The following is a 22,102-nucleotide window of genomic DNA, read 5'->3' on the forward strand; positions in this document are numbered from 1 at the left end:
GAGAGTTCCGTGCATCGACGTGTCTTGACGCGGCTGGCCGCCGCCGCCGGTGAGAAGAAACGCGGCCTTGTGTCTCCGTTCATCATCGGCCTCGGCATCTGGATCGGCTTTCCGACCGTCGCCGCCTACCAGGACATGACAAGCCTTGTATCCGGCCTCGAAGCGCCGACCGCCCGCTGGAACTCCTATGTCGAGAAATCCGTCGCCGGCTCGGTCCACGCCGCCGAGATGCCGTTCGTCGATTCCGACGTCACCGGCTCGATCTCGGGTTCCGGCGTTCGCCTTCCCGGTATCGGCTCCGTCTCGTTCCGCGGCAAGGGCGGCAAGGTCAGCGGGTCGCCCGACGAGGATCGTGTCGTGCGCGCCGACAAGAAGGGCCGCATCGTCCAGGTCTCTCCGGTAGCGCCGCCGAAGAACTTCAATGCCGGCTCGATCTTCCAGCGGACCTCCTCGCTGATGCGGCCGAGCATGGACAGCGACCTGAAAATGGCCTTCGCCAAGCCTCAGATCAAAGGCAAGGAAATCCTGATCGCCGCCGCATTCCACGCGCGTGAAGACAAGAAGCCGGATCCCGGCGTGCCGGCCATGCTCGCTGCCCTCGTCAACAACGACCACCCCGATGTGCTGGCGACCGCCTACGCACAATCCGAGCCGGACTACGCCAAGGCTTCACCCTTTGAAGCCCTGCTTCAGGACGAGCAGCCCAACAGCGGCCGCTTCATTCCGCCGATGGCCAAGGGCGACCACGCCTGGATCCAGAATCCGCTCCCGGCCAGCGTCTTCTCCAAGCCGGAGCAGAAATGCCTGGCCAACGGCATCTATTTCGAGGCACGCGGCGAAACCGTGCGCGGTCAGGCCGCTGTCGCCCAGGTTATCCTCAACCGGGTCCGCAATCCCGCCTATCCCAATTCGATCTGCGGCGTCGTCTACCAGAACGACAGCTGGTTCAACCGCTGTCAGTTTTCATTCGCTTGCGACGGCAGAAAGAAGCGCATCGACAACCCTGTCGCCTACAAGACCGCGCAAGACATCGGCATGGCCGTCACCGCTGGCAAGATCTTCATTCCGGAAGTGGGATCGTCAACACATTACTACGCCAACTATGTCCATCCCGGCTGGGCGCGCACGATGCAGAAGATGACCAAGATCGGCCTGCATATCTTCTACCGGACCTATGGTGGCGGCTGGAGCTGAGCGGGTCGCCGGGCGCCGCTCTTTTCGCGCGGCCGCACGGTCGATCGGAGAGCCATTGCCTGGGGGATTCGCGCAACGCATCCCCCCGATCGCCGCGGGCACGATGTCGCACCTTTCTAATCCATTGATTTTACTATTTAAAATACACAGCGCGGAACTTCCCTCCGTGGCTTGACGGGCGCAAACCCTCTAACTATGTTGCCGGCGACTTTAGAAGCGGACGGACGGTGACGGTCTGCCCGGGCAGGGGGGTTGCGATGGCCGAGAAAAAAGGGCCAGACGGAACCGGAGAAACCGGCCGCGGCAAAGAGCATGACGCCGAAATCCGCGACGACGATCTTGAGCGACGTCGGCGTGAACTTGGAGCATCGCTTGCGACAAGGCTGCCGAACCGGCTCGAGGGGAAAGACGACGCGAAACCAGTGACCGGATACGGTCAGGCGATCAAACTATCCAGCGAGTTTATCGCCGGGGTGGTCGTGGGCGCCGGCATCGGCTGGATCATCGACCGTATGGCGGGGACATCGCCGTGGGGTCTGATCGTTTTCCTGCTGCTTGGTTTTGGCGCCGGCGTGCTCAATGTCATGCGTTCGGCTGGCGTTGTGGCGGAATTCGGGCAAGGCGCGAAGCCGCGCCGTGACCGGGACGACGGCAAATGACCGCCCTTCAGGCGGCATTTGGAAATAGCCGCTTCCATGCGGCAAGGTAATTTTGGCCGTACGCGGCATTGACGGGGTTTGAACGTGGCAGCTGACAAGGTCGATCCGATCCACCAGTTCCATATCAACAAGCTGATACCGATCGAGATCGGCGGCTATGACCTGTCTTTCACCAATTCCGCCCTGTTCATGGTCGCCACCGTGGTTGTCGCCGCGGCGTTCCTGTTCCTGACGACGTCGAGCCGCAGCCTGGTTCCAGGCCGGCTGCAGTCGGTCTCCGAAATGGCTTATGAATTCGTCGGCAACATGCTGCGCGACGCCGCCGGCACGCAGGGCATGAAGTTCTTTCCCTTCGTGTTCTCGCTGTTCATGTTCGTGCTGGTCGCCAATCTGCTCGGCCTGTTTCCCTATTTCTTCACGGTCACCAGCCACATCATCGTCACCTTCGGCCTCGCGGCCCTGGTGATTGGAACCGTGGTGGTCTACGGCTTCATGAAGCATGGTCTTGGTTTCCTCAAGCTGTTCGTGCCGCATGGCGTGCCGGTGTTCCTGCTGCCGCTGGTGGTGCTGATCGAGGTCATTTCCTTCGTGTCGCGCCCGGTCAGCCTCTCGGTTCGTCTGTTCGCCAACATGCTTGCCGGCCATATCACGCTCAAGGTTTTCTCCGGGTTCGTCGTCAGCCTCTCCGCGCTGGGCGCGGTCGGCGTGGCGGGTTCGATCCTGCCGTTGGCTATGGCGGTGGCGCTGACGGCGCTTGAACTGCTGGTCGCCTTCCTGCAGGCCTACGTCTTTGCCGTATTGACCTGCATGTATCTCAACGACGCCCTGCATCCCGGGCACTGAGGCAAGAGTTCCGGCCAAGAGTTTTCAACATTGGTGCCGGATGAAATCGCAACGGAATTTTCAGATCCAAAGGAGTTGAACAAATGGACGCAGAAGCAGCAAAGTACATCGGCGCCGGCATCGCTTGCCTGGGCATGGGTGGCGCGGGCATTGGCCTGGGTAACATCTTCGGCAGCTACCTCTCGGGCGCGCTGCGCAACCCTTCGGCTGCCGACGGCCAGTTCGGCCGCCTGATTTTCGGCTTCGCCGTGACCGAAGCTCTGGGCATCTTCTCGCTTCTCATCGCGCTGCTGGCCCTGTTCGGCTGAGTACTGAGAAGATTGGACAGGCCGGCCGCGCAAGCGGCGGGCCTGATATCTGGGGATAGTCCATGTTCGTGACATCTGCCTTCGCGCAAGAGTCCGCGCCATCAGCCGACACCAGCCACGCTGCGACCGGAGGCGACACGCATTCCGGCACCAGCGTGCCTGCCGAAGCGCACGGCACGTTTCCGCCATTCAATCCGGAGACGTTTCCGTCGCAGCTTCTGTGGCTGGCGATCACGTTCGGGCTGTTCTACCTCTTCCTGAAGCGGGTCGTGATGCCGCGCGTCGGGGGCATCATCGATGTCCGCAACGACCGCATCAGCCAGGATCTCGACCAGGCTGCCAAGTTGAAGGGCGAGGCAGACGCCGCCGTTGCCGCTTACGAGCAGGAACTGGCGGAAGCCAAGAAGAACGCGAGCTCGATCGGCCAGCAAGCCAACGATGCGGCCAAGGCGGAAGCCGATGCCGCGCGCAAGAAGATCGAGGCTGCGCTCGACGGGAAGCTTGGCGAGGCCGAGGCACGCATTGCTTCTATCAAGGCCAATGCCATGAAGGAAGTCGGCAGCATTGCCGAGGATACCGCTTCGGCGATCGTCGAGGCACTCGTTGGCGGCAAGGCCAGCAAGGCCGAGATCGCGGCCGCGGTCAAATCCGTGGCCCGGTGAGGAGCGCATCATGGACGCTACATCTCTCGCAACGCTCTGGGCCACGATTGCCCTGATCATCTTCCTGGCCATCGCCGTCTACATCAAGGTGCCCGGCATGATCGCCAAGGCGCTCGACGCCCGCGCCGCCAGGATCAGCAGTGAGCTCGACGAGGCACGCAAGCTGCGCGACGAAGCCCAGCAATTGCTTGGCCAGTACAAGAAGAAGCGCAAGGAAGCCGAGCAGGAGGCTGCCGACATTGTCGCGGCCGCCAAGCGCGAGGCCGAACTGCTGGCCGCCGAGGCCCACAAGAAGACCGAGGACTATGTCGCCCGGCGCACCGCGCTTGCCGAACAGAAGATCGGCCAGGCCGAGCGCGAAGCGATCGGCGAAGTGCGCGCCAGCGCCGTCGACATCGCTGTCGAGGCGGCACGTGCATTGCTCGCCGCCAAGGTTGACGCCAAGGCAGGAGCCGATCTGTTCAAGTCCGCGCTGCAGGATGTGAAGGCCAAGCTGAACTGAGCTGACAACATCAAGCAAATCAAAAGCCGTCCGGGAAACTTGGCGGCTTTTTTTGTACGGTGCGTTGACGCCGCCAATCTCCCCCCTCATGGGGAGATGCCCGGCAGGGCAGAGGGGGGCGCGAAGGATCGCCGGCGTTCGATTCTTTATCCGTCGCACCGGCTGAGAAGTATCCGGCGAATCTGATCGCAATGAAATGACAGGTCGGCGGGACAGCGCCCCCTCTGTCCTGCCGGACATTTCCCCCACGAGGGGGAGATCGGCTGTAGTTCGGCGCCGCTTTCGCCTCACTCCAGCCCGGCCAAGCTCTCTTCCTCAACCACCTCGACACCCCCAAGCCTGAATGGTGCGAACGAAGTGCGGTGCAGCCGCGCTACCGGCCCGTGCGCCTCGATCGCCGTGCGATGCCGGGCCGTGGCGTAGCCCATATGGACTTCGAAGCCGTAACGATGGTGATGATTGCCGCAGCCACACATCATGCGGTCGCGCATGACCTTGGCGACGATCGAGGCGGCGGCGATCGATTGCGAGCGCTGGTCGCCCTTGACCAGCGCGCGTCCCTCGCAGGGCAGTCCCGGCGGCACGTCGCGCCCATCGGCGAGCGCGAGCTTTGCCTGAACCGGCAGCCCGACCAGCGCGCGGCGCATCGCTTCGAGGCTCGCCTTGAGGATGTTGCTGCCATCGATACCCTCCGCGCTGATCGACGCCATCGAGACGCCGAGCGCGGAACCGAGGATGCGCAGGAACAGCGCTTCGCGCTGCAAGTGGCTAAGCCGCTTGGAATCGTCGAGCCCTTCGGGAATGTTGGCGGGGTCGAGCACCACTGCCGCCGCGACCACCGGACCCGCCAGCGGGCCACGGCCGGCTTCGTCCATCCCCGCGACCGGCCACAAACCATCGGCCATCGCCTTCGTCTCGAAGGAGAAATCGGGTTTCTCGACGATTTCGAAGAGAAGCGGAGAATCAGAACGCGCGCGAGCCATGTTGCGGCGAGGTTCGCATCGGCTCCGATTCTCCGCAAGTCCCTCCGGGTCGGGTGGGGCGCCGGACCGGGAGGGCACCGTCTGCAGGCCGGGGCAGGCCGGACGGGATTCTTGGCCGCGGCGGTCATGAACAGCCGCGGCGATTTTCAATTTTCAGAGCAGCATCAACTGCTCCTGGTCCTTGCCGGCGGCCACGAACTGGTCAGTCCGCAGCGTGCGCCGCTCCGCATTGAGGCCGAGCCGCTTGGCGGTGATTTCGAAGCGCCGGCCGATCTGCCAGGCATAGGGGCCGGCGCCCTTCATGCGCTTGCCCCATTCCGAATCGTAGTCCTTGCCTTCGCGCATCGAACGGATCAGCGACATGACGTGGCGATAGCGGTCGGGATAGTGGCGCAGCAGCCAGTCCTTGAAGATCGGGCTGACCTCCAGCGGCAGGCGCAGCACCACATAGCCAGCCTCGCGCGCCCCAGCATGGTGTGCCGAGTCGAGGATGCGTTCCATCTCCTGGTCGGTCAGGCCCGGAATGATCGGCGCCACCATCACCGAAGCCGGAATGCCGGCCTCCGAAAGCTGCCTGATCGCTTCCAGCCGCTTGGTCGGCGTCGAGGCGCGGGGTTCCATCGTCCTGGCCAGCATGCGGTCGAGCGTCGTCACCGACAGCGCCACCTTGGCGAGCCCGCGCTCGGCCATGCGCGACAGAATGTCGATGTCGCGCACCACCAGGGCCGATTTGGTGACGATGCCGACCGGATGACCGCGTGCCTCCAGCACTTCGAGGATTTCGCGCATGATCCGGTACTGCTTCTCGATCGGCTGGTAGGGATCGGTGTTGGTGCCGATGGCGATGGTGCGGGGCTGGTAGCCGTCCTTCGACAACTCCTTGTCGAGCAGGCGTGCCGCGTCCGGCTTGGCGAACAGCTTGGATTCGAAATCCAGGCCCGGCGACAGGCCCATGAACGAGTGTGTCGGCCGCGCGAAGCAATAGACGCAGCCGTGCTCGCAGCCGCGATAGGGATTGATCGACCGGTCGAAGGAGATGTCCGGCGATTCGTTGCGGGTGATGATGGAGCGCGGCTTCTCCACCTGCACCTCGGTCTTGAACGGGGGCAGTTCCTCCAGCGAACTCCAGCCGTCGTCGAAGACATGTCGGCTCACGGGTTCGAACCGGCCGGACGGATTGATGCCTGCCGACCGGCCGCGGTTGCGGTCCGGACGGACCCGCATGCCGCTCTGCTCGATCATCGCGTTGGCCATTTCGGCTCGTCCTGCTCCGAAGGCTGCAATGTCGGCGCGCATGATCGGTTCCATCTTCGCCCGCTCCCAGGGACTGTCCATGTTCTGTCGAATCGCTCTGCTCATGAAATTATTCCTATTTTGTTGATGAGAACAAAGCAAGAACTTTTTATGGTGCGGCGCAAAAACTGGCGTCGGTCGGCGCTTTCCGCTATTCGGCTCATGATGCTCAGTGTTCTCATCGAAACGCATAATGACGAGGAGGGTCTCGCCCGCACGCTGGCGACGCTGATCGGCGGCGCGGTCGAGGGCGTGGTGCGCGATGTCGTCGTCTGCGACACCGGCTCCACCGACCATACGCATCGCGTGGCCGAGCATGCCGGCTGCCACTATGTGGGGAGCGGCGGCATCGCCGCCGGCATTCGCCAGGCCAAGGGTGACTGGCTGTTGTTTCTCGAACCGGGTGCGAGGCTGGTGGAGGGCTGGATCGACGCGGTTGTCGCCCATACCGCCAGGCAGACAATGGCCGCCCGGTTCTCGCGGGCGCGGGGCAGCCGTCCGCCGTTCCTGGCCCGGGTCTTTTCGGCAAACCGTGCGCTCGCCGACGGCCTGGTGATCAGCAAGCGGCAGGCGGCATCTCTGTCCAAGAATGCCGGCAGCGCCGAGGCGTTGGCGCGCGGTCTGGCGACAAAGAAGCTCGACGCCGAGATCTGGGCGGCGCCGCCGAGGCAGAGGTGATTTTTTGCGGCTGCTCTGTCCATTGTGCGTTGCACAAAAACTGACGCGCGGGTAACTTTCCGACAAGGCGGGTGAATTGGGTTTGGGTCATGCCGGAACGGCAGGCTCCGACATTGCGTCGGCGCTGCATCATACCCTTGAGGATCCCCATGACCCTTTCGACCACTGACAAGTCCGGCACTGCCAGTCTCGAGGCCATTGCACGCAATGGCAGCCTGCTGCGCCGCATCGCCGTGCGCATCCCGACCTATCTGAAGGACCTGCGCGAAAACCCTGCCTGGCTGCCGATGTTCGTTCTGGCGCGTACCATGCCCGGGCGCCGGATGCATTGGCTGGGCGCGAAGCGCGCTCGTCCGGCCGACAATGCCGGGGACACGATGTTCAAGGGCGTTCAGCGCGAGGCCGTCGTCGGCGCGTTGCGGTCGGACGGGCTGTTCTCGGGGCTGATCCTGCCGCCTGATATCCACGAGGAGATTGCCAGCTTCGCCCGGCGCACGCCCTGCTACGGCAATTTCGACCGCCGGCTCGAATTCGTGCCCGGCGAACATGCCGAAGCCGAAAAGCGCCTTGGCCGCTCATTGCTGAGCGGCCATTATTTCGAACGCATCCTCGACTGCCCGGCGGCACTCGCCATACAGCGCGACCCGCTGCTTCTCGACATCGCCGCGCACTATCTCGGCGGCCAGGCGAAACTGATCACGACACGCGTCTGGTGGAGTTTTCCTACCGGCGAGGCGTCCGACGCCGACAAGAACCTTGCCTCGCTCGGCAAGTATCATTTCGATCTCGATGACTGGCGGATGTTGAAATTCTTTTTCTACCTCAAGCCCGTCGACGCCGAGACCGGTCCGCATGTCTATGTCAGGGGAAGCCACAGGCGCCGCGCCATAAGGCATCAACTCACCCTTCTCGTCGGCCATCCCGCCCAGGATGTGCTGGACGTGTATGGCGAGCAGAGCCCGGTGACCCTGACCGGAGAGGCTGGCCTCGGCTTCGTCGAAGACCCCTTCGGTTTCCACATGGGCACGGTGCCGGCACGCACGCCACGGCTGATGATGGAAGTTGGCTTCGGCGTCTCCAAGCCGTCGCGCCGTCGTTTCCATGGCGAGCCGGTCATCCGCTGAAGGCAGGTCAGGCGAAGCTCATCTCGACCGGCATCCAGCGAAGGCGACGCCTGGCTTGCCGCTCAGCTCTGTTTTCCCAGTCGAAGTCGACCAGGACCGATTCTCCGGTGAACGCCCTGTGATCGTCCAGGGCGTTGACGATCAGGATGGCCCTGGCCTCGTCATTTTCCCCGGCGATCGCGGCGGCATAGACGCCGCATTCTCGGCAAATCAGATAGTCGGCGGTCTCCACTCCGAACCGGTATTTGCGCAATCGCCTTGCGTCCTTGACCGAGATGATCAGCCTGCCGTCAGGATCGGCGACGGCGCGCGCGCCATGCTTTGTGCAGAACGAGCATTGGCAGGCGCGGACTTCGATTTGCGATGGATCCAGCTCGGTCGAAAATCGCAGGCGTATATTGCCGCAATGGCACCCACCAGTGTGCATGGTTCCAGTTTGCACGGCCATATCTGCCTTCTCGTGAACGGTAGGGATCGCCCACGAAGATACTGTCTCCGGCATCCGGTTTGGAATGGCCGTTCGAAGGCGCCCTGCGCTGTTCTGCCTGGCGAACACGGCGTGAAGTCGGCACTTTGCCTAGGCTTTTTAAGGGGCTGATTTGCCGCGCCGCAGATGTTCGTCCAGGCGCGGCATGATCTCGACGAAGTTGCAAGGCATGTGCCGGTAGTCGAGCTGTGCCTCGATGATGCCGTCCCAGGCGTCCTTGCAGGCACCGGGCGAGCCCGGCAGCACGAAGACGAAGGTGGCGTTGACGACGCCGCCGGTCGCCCGGCTCTGGATCGTCGAGGTGCCGATTTTGTCGTAGGAGATGCGGTGGAACACTTCCGAAAAGCCGTCCATGCGCTTTTCGAAAATCGGCTCCAGCGCCTCGGGCGTCACATCGCGGCCAGTGAAGCCGGTTCCGCCGGTGGTGATCACGACGTCGATGGCCTTGTCCCGCGACCACGCCAGGACGGTGTTGCGGATCTTTTCGCGGTCGTCGGTGACGATGTCGCGGCCGGCCAGGATGTGGCCGGCCGCGGTGATGCGATCGGCCAGCGTCTGGCCGGACTTGTCCTCGGCGAGGCTGCGTGTGTCGGAAACCGTCAGCACCGCGATGCGCACCGGAATGAAGGCACGGCTCTCGTCAATCCTGGCCATCTCACTCAGCCTCCGACGCCATGCTACGCGTTGCCGCGACGAACCAATCGGGCTGGCGGCCGCGGATCTCGGCCGCCGCGCGCTTGGCGACATTGCCGGTCTCGAACAGGCCGAAGCACGTCGCGCCCGATCCGGACATTCGTGAAAAACCCGATCCAGCCTTATCAAGCCATGAAAGCGCCCTGCCTATGGCGGGCTGCATCGCAAGGGCTGGCTGCTCGAGATCGTTGCGGGTCACCTCCAGCCAGTTGCGCAGGCTGTGAAACTCGATGCTGCGCGGCAGCGGCGGCAGTGGCTCATTGTCGCGACGGGACAGTGAAGCGAAGATTTCCGCTGTCGAGACGGGCGTTCCCGGATTGACCAGCACCAGACCCAGCGCCGAAAAATCCGGCACCATCGACAGCTCCTCACCGATGCCGCGCGCCACCAGCGGCTTTGCCGCCAGGCACATCGGCACGTCGGCGCCTAGCGAAAGACCGATCCGCGCCAGCTCGGTGCTGTCGATGTCCAGGCCCCAGCTCTCCGCCAGCCCGCGCAGCACGGCCGCCGCGTCGCTCGACCCTCCGCCCACGCCGGACGCGACCGGAAGGTTCTTTTCGAGCCTGATGGTCACGGGCGGCGTGCTCCGAATGCCGGCGGCCTGCCGCAACGCATCGCGTGCCTTCAGCACCAGATTGCCGCCATCGAGCGGGACGTCCGCCGCATAGCGGCCGGACACGCTGAAATCGTCGGCTTCAGCCGGCGCGATCTCGATCCTGTCGCCAAAGCGCGTGAACACAGCCAGGCTTTCGATGAGATGGTAACCGTCGGGGCGCCTGCCGGTGACGTGCAAAGCAAGATTTATCTTGGCGGGTGCCGCCCAGGTCCGGACACGCGGACCGGATTCCACAGTCTCTATTGCGAGTGAAATGAGGGTCAGTCCTTGGCCAGCCGGTATTCGCCGGTCTTCGGATCCTTGACCAGCGTTCCCATCGCGCCGTTGGCCGCCTGTTTTTCGGTCCGCCGCACCTTGGCCGTCACGCGCTCGGCCTCGCGCAGGAAGGTGCGGTAGCCGAAATAGGCGGCGACGCCGACGACGGCGAAGAAAATGAGCTGCGGCATGTCAAAACTCCTACCACGCTGGGCCGGTAAGGGCGGCCGGTCGGGTCTTTCGGGCAACCATGCTAGACGCTTTCATGGCTTTTTCAAAGCCCGAAGCGCGCCCACAATGCGCGCTCTTCCGCCGCATCGATGACGCCGCTGGCGGCAGCCGCGGCGATATCGGGCGCTGAAAAGCCCTTGTTCGAGCCGAACAGGCCGAAGCGGCCGAGGAAACCGCGCGGCGCCGAGACCAGCCTGAGCTGGGTCTTCGGCCCGAAGCGGGTCTTCAGCACCGTGCGCATGTCGCCGAGTGCATCCACGAGGCCGAGTTCCAGGCCTCGCTTGCCGGTCCAGAACAGCCCGGTGAACAGATCCGGATCGTCCTTGAGCTTCGTGCCGCGCCGCTCCTTGACCAGATCGATGAAAGTCTCGTGCACTTCGAGCTGCAGCGCTTTCAGCCGCTCGACGTCTTCCTTCTTCTCCGGCTTGAACGGGTCGAGCACCGCCTTGTTCTGGCCGGCGGTGTGGACGCGCCGCTCGATGCCGATCTTCTTCATCAGCTCCGGAAAACCGAACGAGGCCGACACCACGCCGATCGAGCCTACGATGGACGATGGGTCGGCGAAGATCTCGTCGCCGGCGACAGCGATCATGTAGCCGCCGGAGGCCGCGACATCCTCGACGAAGACCAGCACTTTTTTATTCTTCTCGACCGCAAGGTCATGAATGCGCTTGAAGATCAACCGCGACTGCACCGGCGAGCCGCCGGGGGAGTTGATCGAGATCGCGACCGCCGGCGCGTCGAAGGAAAACGCTTTTTCGATCAGTCCGGCGGTGGAAGCAAGCGACAGGCTCGGCCGGAACTGGCCGCCGCCGGCCATGATGGTGCCGTGCAGCCGGATGACCGGAACGGTGACGACGGTGGAGCGCCAGGACTTCGGCAGCAGACGGTTGAAAAGACGTTTCACGATGACGTGGTCTCCGGCGGTGGTTGCAGGCATGTAGGGATTTCCCGGCCAACGGCAATGTGCAGGGCCGCGAACAGCTCAATCTCCGAACAGCGAGGCGAGCCCGTTGGTGATCATTTCGCTGCGCTCGTCGGGGCCGTTGCCCGATCGCGCGTGAAGCATCAGGGGCGGACGGATGGCGAGCTTTCCCCGTGCCCCAAGTGCTGCCCGCACGACAATGCGGATTGCCGCTGCGTCCGGGCGAGGGTGCACGGCGAGCATCTCGGCTTCGCCGAAGCGGCCTGAAATCGCGTCGAGAATGGAGCCGAGCTGTTCGGGCCGGGCGATGACGGCAAGTCCGCCGCGCGACCTGACAACCGCCGCCGCGCTGCGGATCCAGTTTTCGAACAGCCCGTCCTCCATGACATGGGCTTCCTTTCTTAGCTGCTCGGGAGTGGCGCGGTCCCGTGCGGCGTTGAAAGGCGGGTTCATGATGACGAAGTCGAAATCATTGTCGGCAAGGCCGGCGGCGGCCCGGGCCCGACCCGACACGGTGACATCGGCCACAAGCACGGCCGCGCGATCGCTGAGATGTGCATTGCCGGGATGGGCAAGCGTGGCCGCCGCGAAGGCCGCCATCTCGGGCGCGCGTTCGACCAGCACAGCCTGGGCGCCCGGACAGCGCGACAGCACCGCCAGACCGGCAGCACCGGCGCCGGCTCCGAAATCGGCGAGCCGTCCGCCAAAGGAGGATGGCACGGACGCGGCCAGCATCATCGCATCCATCCCGGCGCGATGGCCGCCATGCTTGGGCTGCACGAGCCAGAACCGGCCGCGGTGGAAGGCATCGACCGTATGGGCCGGCGCATCCGTGGCAAGGGCGGCTGGCGCGGCCGACATTATTTCCCCCGGATCTCGTTTGCGATGCCGGCATCGGTCAGGATGCGGCGCGCGGCGTCGGCCTGGTCGGCATCGACCATGATGCGCCGCGGCAGGATACCGAGCGAGCCGTCGAGCACGCTCATGTTCTGGTCGGCGACGAAGCAGCCGATGCCGGCATCGCGCATCAGCGATTCGACAAAGGAGATGATGACGGCGTCGTTGGTGCGGATGAGTTCTATCATCGCAAGAAACTCGCAGGTTGCAGCGTGCATGTAAACGTGCGGCCGCATTCCCGCATTTCCCGGCGTTGACACGCTGTCGCCGCCGCCGCGCCAATTCGCCACTTGCCGTGCCCGTGTCCGCCGCCCTAGAGTCCATGCCGGGACTAAGGGTGCCGTCGCACGCGTTATACCAAGACGGGAGTGATTGTCGTGGGTGTCGTTCTCAACATTGAAAACGGGAAGCGGGAGCCCGCCTCCATCAAGGATCTGATCGATCTGACGGCGACCGATATGGGGCGCGTCAACGAGCTGATCCTGTCCAAGGCCGGCTCCGACGTCGAGATGATTCCCGAGGTTGCCAACCACCTGATCTCGTCCGGCGGCAAGCGGCTGAGACCAATGCTGACGCTGGCCGCGGCGCAGATGTTCGGCTATGCCGGCGAAGGCCATGTCAAGCTCGCCACTTCGGTCGAGTTCATGCATACGGCCACGCTCCTGCACGACGACGTCGTCGATGAAAGCGGCATGCGGCGCGGCAAGAAGACCGCCCGCATGATCTGGGGCAACCAGGCCAGCGTGCTGGTCGGCGATTTCCTGCTCGGCCAGGCCTTCCGCATGATGGTCGACGTCGGCTCGCTCGAAGCGCTCGACATCCTGTCAAGCGCAGCTTCGATCATCGCCGAGGGCGAGGTGATGCAGCTTGCCGCCGCCAAGAACCTCGAAACCACGGAGGACGAGCACTTCGCCGTCATCAAGGCAAAGACCGCCGCGCTGTTTTCGGCCGCCGCCGAGGTTGGCCCGGTCATCGCCCAGGCGACCCGCAACGATCGCGCGGCGCTGCGCTCCTACGGCATGAATCTCGGTCTTGCCTTCCAACTCATCGACGACGCGCTGGACTATGGCGGCACCAGCAAGGATCTCGGCAAGAATGTCGGCGACGATTTCCGCGAGGGCAAGGTGACCTTGCCGGTCATCCTCGCCTACCGGCGCGGCAGCAAGGCCGAACGCACCTTCTGGAAGCGCGCCATCGAGGACAATGTCGTCGATGACGCCGGACTGGAAAAAGCGATCGGCCTGATGACCCGCCACGGCGCCATTGCCGACACCATCGGGCGCGCCCGCCATTTCGGCGAGATCGCCCGCGACGCACTGGCGCCGCTGGAAGAGACGCCGCAGAAATCGGCGCTGATCGACGTCATCGACTTCTGCATCAGCCGGGTGAACTGAGAAGACCGGCTTCACGGGGCTCCTACCGGCTGCGCCAGTGGAGAGACGCCTGTGAATTCGCCCCTTCCGTCTCGACAAGCGGCCTTGCCGCAAATTATCTATAAATCATGGCAAAGGGCACGGACGACACCATAGCGGTGCGCATCAGCAAGGTACTGGCGGACCGCATCATCTCCGGCGCGATCGAGCCGGGGGCGAGGCTGCGGCAGGATCATGTCGCCGAGGAATTCAACACCAGCCATGTCCCCGTGCGCGAGGCGTTCCGCCGCCTCGAGGCGCAGGGCCTGGCCGTCAGTGAGCCGCGCCGTGGCGTGCGCGTCGCTGCCTTCGATCTGGGCGAGGTCAAGGAAGTCGCCGAAATGCGGGCCGCACTCGAAGTGCTGGCACTGCGCCACGCCGCGCCGCACCTGACTTCGGCCATTCTCGACCAGGCCGAGGAGGCGACCAAGGCCGGCGACAAATCCCGCGACGTCAGGTCGTGGGAGGAGGCCAATCGTGCCTTTCACCGGCTGATCCTCGCACCATGCGGCATGCCGCGCCTGCTTGCCACCATCGACGACCTCCACGCGGCAAGCGCCCGCTTCCTGTTCGCGGCATGGCGCTCGGAATGGGAGACGCGCACCGATCAGGACCACCGGGCGATCCTCACCGCCTTGCGGCAGGGAAATACCGAATCCGCCGCGGCAACACTGGGACGGCATGTCCAATGGATTGGCCGCAAGCCGATCAGGACAGCCTCCGGCGCCACGCGCGAAGCCTTCGCGATCGTGGGGTAAGCGACCTTTTCCCAAGCCCGGGCTTGCTATCGGTCCAAAAATGTGGATTCGATAATAGATCGAATGCAGAAATTATCTATAATTTTGGATCGATTGAAGGGAAGCCTATGACCAACCTCGCATTCTCGTCCGCAAGACCGTCCTTCAGCCCGCTGCGCCTCCAGCAGCGATCGCTCGGCTGGCAGGCCGGCGCCGTCGTGCTTGGCACGCTCTTCCTGGCGCTATCCTCCTACATCGAGGTGCCGATGGTGCCGGTTCCGGTGACCATGCAGACCTTCGCCGTGACGCTGATCGGCGCACTCTATGGCTGGCGGCTTGGCGCGGTGACGATCGCCGCTTGGCTGGTCGAAGGCGCTGTCGGCTTTCCTGTCCTGGCCGGGGGAGCTGCCGGCATGCAGCACTTCGTCGGCCCTACGGGCGGCTATCTCTTCGCTTTCCCGGTTGTCGGCGCGCTTGTCGGCTGGCTGGCCGAACGCGGCTGGAACGGCAACAGGGTCGTGCTCGCCTTTATTGCCATGCTGCTCGGCAATCTTGCCTGCCTGGTGCTCGGAACGGCCTGGCTTGCCGTCATGATCGGCGCCGAGAAGGCCATCACGTTCGGCTTCGTGCCGTTCATCGTCGGCGGATTGCTGAAGTCGGCGCTTGGCGCCGCGACGCTGATGGCGCTTCCGCGCGGCAAGATGAACCTGCTGAAGCCGTGACGATCAGGCTTCGCGCCCATCATCTCCTTTGCCTGCTCACTTATGTGGGCAAGGGATACAGTCCCGCTTTCACCGCCAATTACGACGGGATCGCGGAGCGCCTGAGCCGGGGCGAGGACATCCTCCTCGTTTCCGGACCGGACGACATCTGCGCCCCGTTGCTTGGCGAGCCGGATCCGCACTGCCTGCGCGACAGCGCGGCCGGGCGAGACCGGCAGGCAAGGGATGACGTGGAAGCGCTGCTGGCTCGGCCGATCCGTGACGGCGTCCGCCTCGATCTCGATGCCACGATCCTGATGCGGCTACGGCAGGCGTTTTCGGCCGGCCACGTGCGCAAGGCTTGCGTGGGCTGCGAATGGAACGGGCTGTGCGGCGCGGTGGCAAGCGGTGGTTATCGCGATACGCGGCTGCAACGGCCTGTTGACGCGCAAAACTGTCCCATTTAGCCATGGTTTGTTAATCGGGTGACCCGATTGTGAATTTCGGGTAGATTGAAGCGCGACCCCAAAAAGGCCATGCTTTGCCCGGAAAGATCGAGTCTGGGTCGATCCCGCTGACGCGGAGATGGCGCCTGGCTGAAAGGGATATGATGCAGCAAGGACGTGCGCGCTGGCTGACAAGGCTGGCAATTGTGACGGGCATGGCGATCTCGGCTTTGCCGGCCTATGCCAAGCAATCAACCGAACCGGTCAAGATCTCGTCGTTCTCGGGCGCCTACCTGGCTGCCCGGATCGCCGAAGGCGACAACGACCTCGACAGCGCCATCGCGTACTACAAGCAGGCCTTGGCTTTCAATCCGAGCGACACCGCACTGCAGCAGAGCCTGATGCTGTCGCTGATCGCGCAAGGCCGCTTCGACGAATCGCTGGTCTATGCCGACAAGCTCAAGGAAGTGCCTGATGTCGAGCGCTTCTCGCGCCTGGCGCTGGCGGTCGATTCCTTCCACAAGAAGGATTTCACCAAGGCGCAGTACTGGCTGAAGCTGTCGCTGGAATCCGATCTCGACCGGCTGATCTCCGGCGTCATGTCCGGCTGGGCCGAACAAGGTGCCGGCCAGGCCAGCGAAGCGATGGCTTCGATCGACAAGCTGCAGGGGCCGGACTGGTTCGGTCTGTTCAAATCCTTCCACCGCGCCCTGATCGCCGATGCCGCCAACATGCCTGAAAAGGCGGAGGCGATCTACGCCGCGACGATGCAGGATACCGCCGCCGGCGGTGCGGCGCCTGAAACCTGGATGCGCAACGCGCAGGCCTATGCCTCATTCCTGGCCCGCAAGGGCGACAAGGCCAAGGCGATCTCGGTGCTCGACCAGGCCGAGGCGTTTTCGCCGGGCAAGCTGGAAATCGTCGCCCTGCGCGCCAGGATCAGCAAGGGCGACAAAATCGCGCCCTTCGTGTCCGGTCCGTCCGACGGTGCTTCCGAAATCCTGCTCGATCTTGCCACCGCGCTCAACCGTGGCGGCGGCGAGCCGTTCGTGCGCCTGTATTTGCAATATGCCTTGGCCCTGAAGCCGGACAGCGACGCGGCCCTCGTGCAGCTCGCCGCCGTCGCCGAACAGTTGAAGGACGGCGAAGGCGCCATCGCGCTCTATCGGCGTATCCCCGACTCTTCGCCGCTGAAGGAGATTTCGGACCTGCAGCTTGGCCTCAACCTTGCCGATCTCGACCGCCATGACGAGGCGATCACCCATCTCAAGGCCTTCGTCGAAGCCCATCCCGACGACATGCGCGCCTATCTGGCGCTCGGCGGTGTCTACTCCTCGAAGGATGATTTCCGTTCCGCCGCCAATCTCTACGACAAGGCCGTCGAGGTGCTGAAGACGCCGACCGCTGCCAACTGGAACATCTTCTACCAGCGCGGCATCGCCTATGAGCGGCTGAAGGAATGGCCGAAGGCCGAGCCGAATTTCCGCAAGGCGCTGGAGTTGCAGCCAGACCAGCCGCAGGTGCTGAACTATCTCGGCTATTCCTGGGTCGACATGAACACCAACCTGAAGGAAGGCCTGGAGATGATCCAGAAGGCCGTCGATCTCAGGCCGAGCGACGGCTACATCGTCGATTCCCTGGGTTGGGCCTATTTCCGCCTCGGCCGCTTCGATGACGCGGTGCGCGAGATGGAGCGCGCGGTCTCGCTGAAGCCGGAAGATCCGGTTCTGAACGACCATCTGGGCGACGCCTATTGGCGCGTCGGCCGCAAGCTGGAAGCGACTTTCCAGTGGAACCAGGCCCGCGACCTGAAGCCCGATCCCGATGTGCTGGCCACCTTGCAGCAGAAGCTGATGAAGGGCCTGCCGCCGATCGAGTCCAACACGGCGCAGGAAACCCCGAAGGTCAAGCCAGAGCCGGTTCCCGCCCCGAAGGGGTGAAAATCGCCTTTTTTTGAAATGCGAACGGGGCTCTTCGGAGCCCCGTTTTCGTTGGAAAGGCGCATGGCGTCCCCAGAAGACGCGGCGACGCGCTGGAGCGTCCTCAGAACATCTTTCGATAGACGACGAAGCCCGAGCGTTCGCCGACCTTGTCATAGAGCTTCATCGCCGTGTGATTGGTTTCATGCGTCAGCCAGTACACTCGGCCGGAACCGGCCGCCAGGGCGCGCTCATAGACGCCTTCGATCAGCGCCCGGCCGATGCCTTTGCCGCGCGAGGCCTCGTTGGTGAAAAGGTCCTGCAGATAGCAGTTCGGTGCGATCGCCGTCGTGCTGCGGTGGAACAGGTAGTGGACGAGGCCAAGCAACTGGCTCCCGCTTTCGGCGACCAGCGCATGGACCGGCTCGTAGGCGTCGAAGAAGCGCGACCACGTCATTGCGGTGATGTCGCTCGCCAGCGCCGTCTCGCCCGAACGGCCATAGAACGCGTTATAGCCGTCCCACAGCGGCAGCCACTGCTCGAAATCGTGGCGCGTGACGGGGCGGATGATGATCGGGTTGGACATGGCTCGACCTGCTGTGCTTGACGCGGATGCTTCGTCGAATTGGATCGCGGACCGTGGCGGCGGGCAATGGGCCAGTCGCTGGCAAAGTTTCAACATAGTCCGGCATGCTCACCGCGGCCCGCATCGGACGCGCCTTGCTTGACGCTTCGCCGCCGTGTCTCTAGGACGTGGCCGCAAGCTAGCCTGTGTCGCCGAGGCCATCGTGACGATTGAAATCCCAGCCCATATGCACCCCAGCCGCTCGTTCCAGGGGCTGATCCTGACCTTGCACAATTATTGGGCCGCCTATGGCTGCGTCATCCTGCAGCCCTATGACATGGAGGTTGGCGCCGGCACGTTTCATCCGGCAACGACGCTGCGCGCACTCGGGCCAAAGCGCTGGAACGCGGCCTACGTCCAGCCTTCGCGCCGTCCCAAGGACGGCCGCTATGGCGAGAACCCCAACCGGCTGCAGCATTATTACCAGTACCAGGTGATCCTGAAGCCCAATCCGCCAAACCTGCAGGAGCTCTATCTCGGCTCGCTGGCCGCGATCGGCGTCGACCCCCTGCTGCACGACATACGCTTTGTCGAGGACGACTGGGAAAGCCCGACGCTGGGCGCCTGGGGCCTTGGCTGGGAATGCTGGTGCGACGGCATGGAAGTGTCGCAGTTCACCTATTTCCAGCAGGTCTGCGGCATCGAATGCGCGCCGGTGGCGGGCGAACTCACTTACGGCCTGGAGCGCCTGGCCATGTATGTGCAGGGCGTCGACAATGTCTACGACCTCAACTTCAACGGCCGCGAAGGCGCCGACAAGGTCACCTATGGCGACGTGTTCCTGCAGGCCGAGCAGGAATATTCGCGCCACAATTTCGAATACGCCAACACGGCGATGCTGCTGCGGCACTTCGAGGACGCCGAAGCCGAGTGCAAGGCGTTGCTCGAGGCCGGCGCGCCGGCATCGAACGACAATCTGCCGATGCACAAAATGGTCTTTCCAGCCTACGACCAGTGCATCAAGGCGAGCCACGTCTTCAACCTGCTCGATGCGCGTGGCGTGATCTCGGTCACCGAGCGGCAGAGTTATATCCTGCGGGTGCGTAATCTGGCGAAAGCCTGCGGCGAGGCGTTCCTGAAAACGCAGGCCGGTGGATTGGCGGCGGCCTGAGTCTCAAGCGCCGTTGATCATTTCGAGGGAAGCGCTGATCGGCGGCAGGATCTGGCCACTCGGACCAGACATCGTCCGCAGCGCCTGCCGCACGCCCGGCATGGAGAAGGCGCCGTGGGCCTGCGCGGTGAAGCAGGCGCTGAGCGCGAGGATTTGAAGAAGTCTGGATGCCGTTTTCATCGTCGTTCAGCCAATAGTTCTCTGCCTGAGCGTGGGTCGCTTCAGCGCTGCGTTAGGTTCATGGAAATCTTTGATCCAAGGACGGGCCGGATCGCCTCATCCCGACAGGAGGGTCAAAATTTCTGGAAAGGGTGACAGCGGCCAGCCGAGTTGCTATGCCCCGCGCGGACCACTCTCCCGCATGAGCTGACCCTATGCCTGACCTGCTTCTAGAACTTCGCTCCGAGGAAATCCCCGCTCGCATGCAACGCAAGGCGGCGGGCGATCTGAGAAAGATGCTGACCGACGGTCTGGTCGAGGCGGGACTGACCTATGAGGCGGCGCGTGAGTATTGGACGCCGCGGCGCCTTACCCTCGATATCCGTGGCCTCAACGCTCGCTCGAAGGACATTCACGAGGACATCAAGGGGCCGTCGACATCAGCGCCTGAACAGGCCGTCCAGGGCTTCCTGCGCAAGGCCGGGCTGTCATCGATCGCCGAAGCGCATGTCCATTCCGACCCGAAGAAGGGCGACTTCTACGTCGCCCATATTTCGAAGCCGGGCAGGGCGGCCGAAGAGATCATCGCCGGACTGGTGCCTGATATCATCCGCAATTTCCCCTGGCCGAAGTCGATGCGCTGGGGACCGGCCTCGGCCAAGCCGGGATCGCTGCGCTGGGTGCGGCCGCTGCAATCGATCCTGTGCACCTTCGGCCCCGAGACCGAGGAGCCGGTCGTGGTCGATTTCGAGATCGACGGCATCCGTTCCGGCAACATCACCTACGGCCACCGTTTCCTTGCACCAGGCGAAATCACGGTGCGCCGCTTCGACGATTACGTGAGCAAGCTGGAAGCGGGCAAGGTCGTGCTCGATGCCGACCGGCGCAAGGAGATCATCCTTGCCGATGCCCGCAACCTCGCCTTCGCCAACGGGCTCGACCTGGTCGAGGACGAGGGCTTGCTCGAAGAAGTGTCCGGGCTGGTCGAGTGGCCTGTCGTGTTGATGGGCGAGTTCGAAGAGGCTTTCCTGGCCATTCCGGCCGAGGTGATCCGGCTGACCATCCGCGCCAACCAGAAGTGCTTTGTCACGCGGCCGCAGGGTGAAAGCGAGGCGCTCTCCAACCGCTTTATCCTCACCGCCAACATCGAGGCGAAGGACGGCGGCAAGGAGATCGCCCACGGCAACGGCAAGGTGGTGCGCGCCCGCCTGTCCGACGCGCTCTATTTCTGGACGACCGACCAGGGCGATCTGCCCGATCTCGTCGAACTGGAAGCATCGGCGAAAAAATTTGGGCTCGATCTGAAGAAGCCGCTCGACCAGCGCATGGCCCGGCTCGACCATCTCAATGTCACGTTCCATGCCAAGCTCGGCACGCAGGGCGAGCGGGTGGAGCGGATTGCCCGGCTGGCGGAAGAACTGGCGCCGATCGTCGGTGCGGATCCAGTGCTGGCGCGCCGTGCTGCTGTCCTGGCCAAGGCCGATCTCACCACCGAAGTGGTCGGCGAATTTCCGGAATTGCAAGGCGCCATGGGCCGCAAATATGCGCTGCTGCAAGGCGATCATTCTTCTGTCGCGGCGGCGGCGGAAGAGCACTACAAGCCGCAGGGCCCGTCCGATTATGTGCCGAGCGATCCGGTGTCGGTCGCCGTGGCGCTCGCGGACAAGCTGGATACGCTGGTCGGGTTCTGGGCCATCGACGAAAAGCCGACTGGATCGAAGGATCCCTACGCGCTGCGTCGCGCTGCGCTCGGCGTCGTGAGGGTCATACTGGAAAACAAGCTCAAGCTTTCGCTGGGCATCGCCATCGCGACCGCGGTCTCCTCGGCACTCGCCGCGTACGAACAAAAAGGCGAAGGCGCCGAGAGCAGTGGCGTCGTTGCGATGCTCGACTTGCGCATTCGCGACTACAAGGGTGCAAGCCGATTGTTGTCGGAAGCAGGCGTGATTTCCAACTTGTTGAAAGGCGGGCTGGCCAAGGCGAACTCAGAAACCTTTGGCTCCGCCGATCAGGAGCGAGAGTTCTTTGACGGTCAGCGTCTGATGGAGCTTGAGGCATCGCTGTCGCCATTGATCGCTGACCTCTTGTCGTTCTTCCACGACCGCCTCAAAGTCTATCTCCGCGACCAGGGCGCACGGCATGATCTGATCGACGCCGTCATCACGCCGCAGTCCGACGACTTGCTTCAGATCGTTCGGCGCGTCGAAGCGCTCGGCTCCTTCCTCGACACCGAGGATGGCAAGAACCTGCTCGCCGGCACCAAGCGTGCGGCGAACATCCTGGCCGCCGAGGAGAAGAAGAAAACGCTGGTCGCCGAAACCGTTGAGCCGGCGTTGTTTCGCCAGGATGCCGAGAAGTCGCTGTTCGCGGCGGTGAATCAGGCCGAGAAGCAAGCCGGCGAAGCGATTCAAAACCAAGACTTTTCCGCTGCCATGCTGGCGCTTAGCGTGTTGCGTGAACCCGTTGATTCATTCTTTGAGCATGTTCTCGTGAATGATGAGGACCTGTCCGTGCGCGCCAACCGCCTTGCGCTGCTCACGCGCATTCGCACGGCTACCGGTCAGGTCGCGGATTTCTCGAAAATCGCTGGTTGAGAGGCGAGGAAAATATCGTCCAGCCGGCCGTTCGAGCCGGCTTACAGT

26 protein-coding genes are annotated in these 22,102 nt (G+C 63.7%); 15 read left to right on the forward strand and 11 right to left on the reverse strand.

Annotated elements, in window-relative coordinates:
- Window positions 1-9: 9 nt before the first annotated feature.
- The 6 genes from EN808_RS15170 to EN808_RS15195 all read left to right on the forward strand — a co-directional run bounded on the left by EN808_RS15170 (window position 10) and on the right by EN808_RS15195 (window position 4,168).
- A complete protein-coding gene (locus EN808_RS15170; RefSeq protein ID WP_135916261.1) occupies window positions 10-1,194 on the forward strand; it encodes a cell wall hydrolase in 1,185 nt (394 codons plus the stop codon).
- Between the two features lie 257 nt (window positions 1,195-1,451).
- Entirely contained in the window at window positions 1,452-1,853 is a 402-nt protein-coding gene (locus EN808_RS15175; RefSeq protein ID WP_127281075.1) for an AtpZ/AtpI family protein, read from the forward strand.
- Window positions 1,854-1,937: 84 nt separating this feature from the next.
- The gene (locus EN808_RS15180) at window positions 1,938-2,696 is read left to right on the forward strand and encodes a F0F1 ATP synthase subunit A (protein ID WP_027142301.1); all 759 of its coding nucleotides are present in this window, start codon (window positions 1,938-1,940) and stop codon (window positions 2,694-2,696) included.
- Between the two features lie 83 nt (window positions 2,697-2,779).
- Complete coding sequence (locus tag EN808_RS15185; RefSeq protein ID WP_013896722.1) at window positions 2,780-3,004, forward strand: F0F1 ATP synthase subunit C; 225 nt, start codon at window positions 2,780-2,782, stop codon at window positions 3,002-3,004.
- A gap of 62 nt (window positions 3,005-3,066) precedes the next feature.
- Window positions 3,067-3,666, forward strand: a complete 600-nt coding sequence (locus tag EN808_RS15190) for a F0F1 ATP synthase subunit B (RefSeq protein WP_127873077.1) — start codon at window positions 3,067-3,069, stop codon at window positions 3,664-3,666.
- Between the two features lie 10 nt (window positions 3,667-3,676).
- The gene (locus tag EN808_RS15195; protein ID WP_127280808.1) at window positions 3,677-4,168 is read left to right on the forward strand and encodes a F0F1 ATP synthase subunit B; all 492 of its coding nucleotides are present in this window, start codon (window positions 3,677-3,679) and stop codon (window positions 4,166-4,168) included.
- Between the two features lie 287 nt (window positions 4,169-4,455).
- Here the strand turns inward: EN808_RS15195 and EN808_RS15200 are convergent, their stop codons facing one another.
- Both EN808_RS15200 and EN808_RS15205 read right to left on the reverse strand, forming a co-directional pair.
- A complete protein-coding gene (locus tag EN808_RS15200; RefSeq protein WP_135916262.1) occupies window positions 4,456-5,151 on the reverse strand; it encodes a ribonuclease HII in 696 nt (231 codons plus the stop codon).
- Between the two features lie 153 nt (window positions 5,152-5,304).
- Window positions 5,305-6,459, reverse strand: coding sequence for a PA0069 family radical SAM protein (locus EN808_RS15205; RefSeq protein WP_135916321.1), 1,155 nt, complete (start codon window positions 6,457-6,459; stop codon window positions 5,305-5,307).
- 150 nt (window positions 6,460-6,609) lie between these two features.
- Between EN808_RS15205 and EN808_RS15210 the strand changes: the two genes are divergently transcribed.
- Window positions 6,610-7,122, forward strand: a complete 513-nt coding sequence (locus EN808_RS15210; protein WP_127873156.1) for a glycosyltransferase — start codon at window positions 6,610-6,612, stop codon at window positions 7,120-7,122.
- Window positions 7,123-7,271: 149 nt separating this feature from the next.
- Window positions 7,272-8,246: a hypothetical protein gene (locus EN808_RS15215; RefSeq protein WP_135916263.1), complete on the forward strand. Its 975-nt coding sequence runs from the start codon at window positions 7,272-7,274 to the stop codon at window positions 8,244-8,246.
- Window positions 8,247-8,253: 7 nt separating this feature from the next.
- Here the strand turns inward: EN808_RS15215 and EN808_RS15220 are convergent, their stop codons facing one another.
- From EN808_RS15220 to EN808_RS15250, 7 genes are all read right to left on the reverse strand, one after another.
- Window positions 8,254-8,694, reverse strand: coding sequence for a hypothetical protein (locus EN808_RS15220; protein WP_135916264.1), 441 nt, complete (start codon window positions 8,692-8,694; stop codon window positions 8,254-8,256).
- 138 nt (window positions 8,695-8,832) lie between these two features.
- Window positions 8,833-9,387 (reverse strand): molybdenum cofactor biosynthesis protein B, encoded by a 555-nt coding sequence (gene moaB / locus EN808_RS15225; protein WP_135916265.1) that lies wholly within the window; start codon window positions 9,385-9,387, stop codon window positions 8,833-8,835.
- A 1-nt stretch (window position 9,388) separates the two neighbouring features.
- Entirely contained in the window at window positions 9,389-10,276 is an 888-nt protein-coding gene (locus EN808_RS15230) for a 4-(cytidine 5'-diphospho)-2-C-methyl-D-erythritol kinase (protein WP_135865285.1), read from the reverse strand.
- Between the two features lie 26 nt (window positions 10,277-10,302).
- A complete protein-coding gene (locus EN808_RS15235) occupies window positions 10,303-10,488 on the reverse strand; it encodes a hypothetical protein (protein WP_127277518.1) in 186 nt (61 codons plus the stop codon).
- 83 nt (window positions 10,489-10,571) lie between these two features.
- Complete coding sequence (locus EN808_RS15240) at window positions 10,572-11,435, reverse strand: S49 family peptidase (protein WP_127277532.1); 864 nt, start codon at window positions 11,433-11,435, stop codon at window positions 10,572-10,574.
- A gap of 78 nt (window positions 11,436-11,513) precedes the next feature.
- On the reverse strand, window positions 11,514-12,314 hold the full coding sequence (locus tag EN808_RS15245; RefSeq protein WP_135865288.1) for a methyltransferase: 801 nt from the start codon (window positions 12,312-12,314) through the stop codon (window positions 11,514-11,516).
- Entirely contained in the window at window positions 12,314-12,538 is a 225-nt protein-coding gene (locus tag EN808_RS15250; protein WP_091576439.1) for a DUF2007 domain-containing protein, read from the reverse strand. Before EN808_RS15250 ends, EN808_RS15245 begins: the two co-directional genes overlap by 1 nt.
- Window positions 12,539-12,727: 189 nt before the next feature.
- On the opposite strand from EN808_RS15250, the gene EN808_RS15255 reads away from it, so the two are divergent.
- The 5 genes from EN808_RS15255 to EN808_RS15275 all read left to right on the forward strand — a co-directional run bounded on the left by EN808_RS15255 (window position 12,728) and on the right by EN808_RS15275 (window position 17,586).
- Window positions 12,728-13,744 (forward strand): polyprenyl synthetase family protein, encoded by a 1,017-nt coding sequence (locus EN808_RS15255; protein WP_135916266.1) that lies wholly within the window; start codon window positions 12,728-12,730, stop codon window positions 13,742-13,744.
- Window positions 13,745-13,851: 107 nt separating this feature from the next.
- Window positions 13,852-14,520 (forward strand): GntR family transcriptional regulator, encoded by a 669-nt coding sequence (locus EN808_RS15260; protein ID WP_135916267.1) that lies wholly within the window; start codon window positions 13,852-13,854, stop codon window positions 14,518-14,520.
- Window positions 14,521-14,627: 107 nt separating this feature from the next.
- Window positions 14,628-15,221: a biotin transporter BioY gene (locus tag EN808_RS15265; protein WP_135916268.1), complete on the forward strand. Its 594-nt coding sequence runs from the start codon at window positions 14,628-14,630 to the stop codon at window positions 15,219-15,221.
- Window positions 15,218-15,667, forward strand: a complete 450-nt coding sequence (locus EN808_RS15270; protein WP_127873084.1) for a DUF1284 domain-containing protein — start codon at window positions 15,218-15,220, stop codon at window positions 15,665-15,667. Before EN808_RS15265 ends, EN808_RS15270 begins: the two co-directional genes overlap by 4 nt.
- A gap of 143 nt (window positions 15,668-15,810) precedes the next feature.
- Window positions 15,811-17,586 (forward strand): tetratricopeptide repeat protein, encoded by a 1,776-nt coding sequence (locus tag EN808_RS15275; RefSeq protein WP_127277505.1) that lies wholly within the window; start codon window positions 15,811-15,813, stop codon window positions 17,584-17,586.
- A 103-nt stretch (window positions 17,587-17,689) separates the two neighbouring features.
- On the opposite strand, the gene EN808_RS15280 is transcribed toward EN808_RS15275, so the two are convergent.
- Window positions 17,690-18,151: a GNAT family N-acetyltransferase gene (locus EN808_RS15280; protein ID WP_135916269.1), complete on the reverse strand. Its 462-nt coding sequence runs from the start codon at window positions 18,149-18,151 to the stop codon at window positions 17,690-17,692.
- A gap of 202 nt (window positions 18,152-18,353) precedes the next feature.
- Here EN808_RS15280 and EN808_RS15285 point away from each other — a divergent pair, with 202 nt between their 5' ends.
- Window positions 18,354-19,301, forward strand: a complete 948-nt coding sequence (locus EN808_RS15285; RefSeq protein ID WP_127873087.1) for a glycine--tRNA ligase subunit alpha — start codon at window positions 18,354-18,356, stop codon at window positions 19,299-19,301.
- 3 nt (window positions 19,302-19,304) lie between these two features.
- Here the strand turns inward: EN808_RS15285 and EN808_RS36325 are convergent, their stop codons facing one another.
- Window positions 19,305-19,481 carry a hypothetical protein gene (locus tag EN808_RS36325; protein WP_189521882.1) on the reverse strand — a complete coding sequence of 59 codons (177 nt, stop codon included), beginning with the start codon at window positions 19,479-19,481 and terminating at the stop codon, window positions 19,305-19,307.
- 194 nt (window positions 19,482-19,675) lie between these two features.
- Here EN808_RS36325 and glyS point away from each other — a divergent pair, with 194 nt between their 5' ends.
- The gene (gene glyS / locus EN808_RS15290; protein ID WP_135916270.1) at window positions 19,676-22,054 is read left to right on the forward strand and encodes a glycine--tRNA ligase subunit beta; all 2,379 of its coding nucleotides are present in this window, start codon (window positions 19,676-19,678) and stop codon (window positions 22,052-22,054) included.
- The last annotated feature ends 48 nt before the right edge of the window (window positions 22,055-22,102 follow it).

Source organism: Mesorhizobium sp. M8A.F.Ca.ET.165.01.1.1 (genome assembly GCF_004792065.1).
GTDB lineage: Bacteria > Pseudomonadota > Alphaproteobacteria > Rhizobiales > Rhizobiaceae > Mesorhizobium.

Coding starts and splice junctions, on each gene's coding strand:
- EN808_RS15215 (WP_135916263.1), top strand. CDS start 7,272: ATGACCCTTTCGACCACTGACAAGTCCGGCACTGCCAGTCTCGAGGCC.
- EN808_RS15205 (WP_135916321.1), bottom strand. CDS start 6,459: ATGGAACCGATCATGCGCGCCGACATTGCAGCCTTCGGAGCAGGACGA.
- EN808_RS15260 (WP_135916267.1), top strand. CDS start 13,852: ATGGCAAAGGGCACGGACGACACCATAGCGGTGCGCATCAGCAAGGTA.
- EN808_RS15280 (WP_135916269.1), bottom strand. CDS start 18,151: ATGTCCAACCCGATCATCATCCGCCCCGTCACGCGCCACGATTTCGAG.
- EN808_RS15185 (WP_013896722.1), top strand. CDS start 2,780: ATGGACGCAGAAGCAGCAAAGTACATCGGCGCCGGCATCGCTTGCCTG.
- EN808_RS15250 (WP_091576439.1), bottom strand. CDS start 12,538: ATGATAGAACTCATCCGCACCAACGACGCCGTCATCATCTCCTTTGTC.
- EN808_RS15275 (WP_127277505.1), top strand. CDS start 15,811: ATGCAGCAAGGACGTGCGCGCTGGCTGACAAGGCTGGCAATTGTGACG.
- EN808_RS15210 (WP_127873156.1), top strand. CDS start 6,610: ATGCTCAGTGTTCTCATCGAAACGCATAATGACGAGGAGGGTCTCGCC.
- EN808_RS36325 (WP_189521882.1), bottom strand. CDS start 19,481: ATGAAAACGGCATCCAGACTTCTTCAAATCCTCGCGCTCAGCGCCTGC.
- EN808_RS15200 (WP_135916262.1), bottom strand. CDS start 5,151: ATGGCTCGCGCGCGTTCTGATTCTCCGCTTCTCTTCGAAATCGTCGAG.
- EN808_RS15175 (WP_127281075.1), top strand. CDS start 1,452: ATGGCCGAGAAAAAAGGGCCAGACGGAACCGGAGAAACCGGCCGCGGC.
- EN808_RS15195 (WP_127280808.1), top strand. CDS start 3,677: ATGGACGCTACATCTCTCGCAACGCTCTGGGCCACGATTGCCCTGATC.
- EN808_RS15190 (WP_127873077.1), top strand. CDS start 3,067: ATGTTCGTGACATCTGCCTTCGCGCAAGAGTCCGCGCCATCAGCCGAC.
- glyS (WP_135916270.1), top strand. CDS start 19,676: ATGCCTGACCTGCTTCTAGAACTTCGCTCCGAGGAAATCCCCGCTCGC.
- EN808_RS15235 (WP_127277518.1), bottom strand. CDS start 10,488: ATGCCGCAGCTCATTTTCTTCGCCGTCGTCGGCGTCGCCGCCTATTTC.
- EN808_RS15265 (WP_135916268.1), top strand. CDS start 14,628: ATGACCAACCTCGCATTCTCGTCCGCAAGACCGTCCTTCAGCCCGCTG.
- moaB (WP_135916265.1), bottom strand. CDS start 9,387: ATGGCCAGGATTGACGAGAGCCGTGCCTTCATTCCGGTGCGCATCGCG.
- EN808_RS15220 (WP_135916264.1), bottom strand. CDS start 8,694: ATGGCCGTGCAAACTGGAACCATGCACACTGGTGGGTGCCATTGCGGC.
- EN808_RS15245 (WP_135865288.1), bottom strand. CDS start 12,314: ATGTCGGCCGCGCCAGCCGCCCTTGCCACGGATGCGCCGGCCCATACG.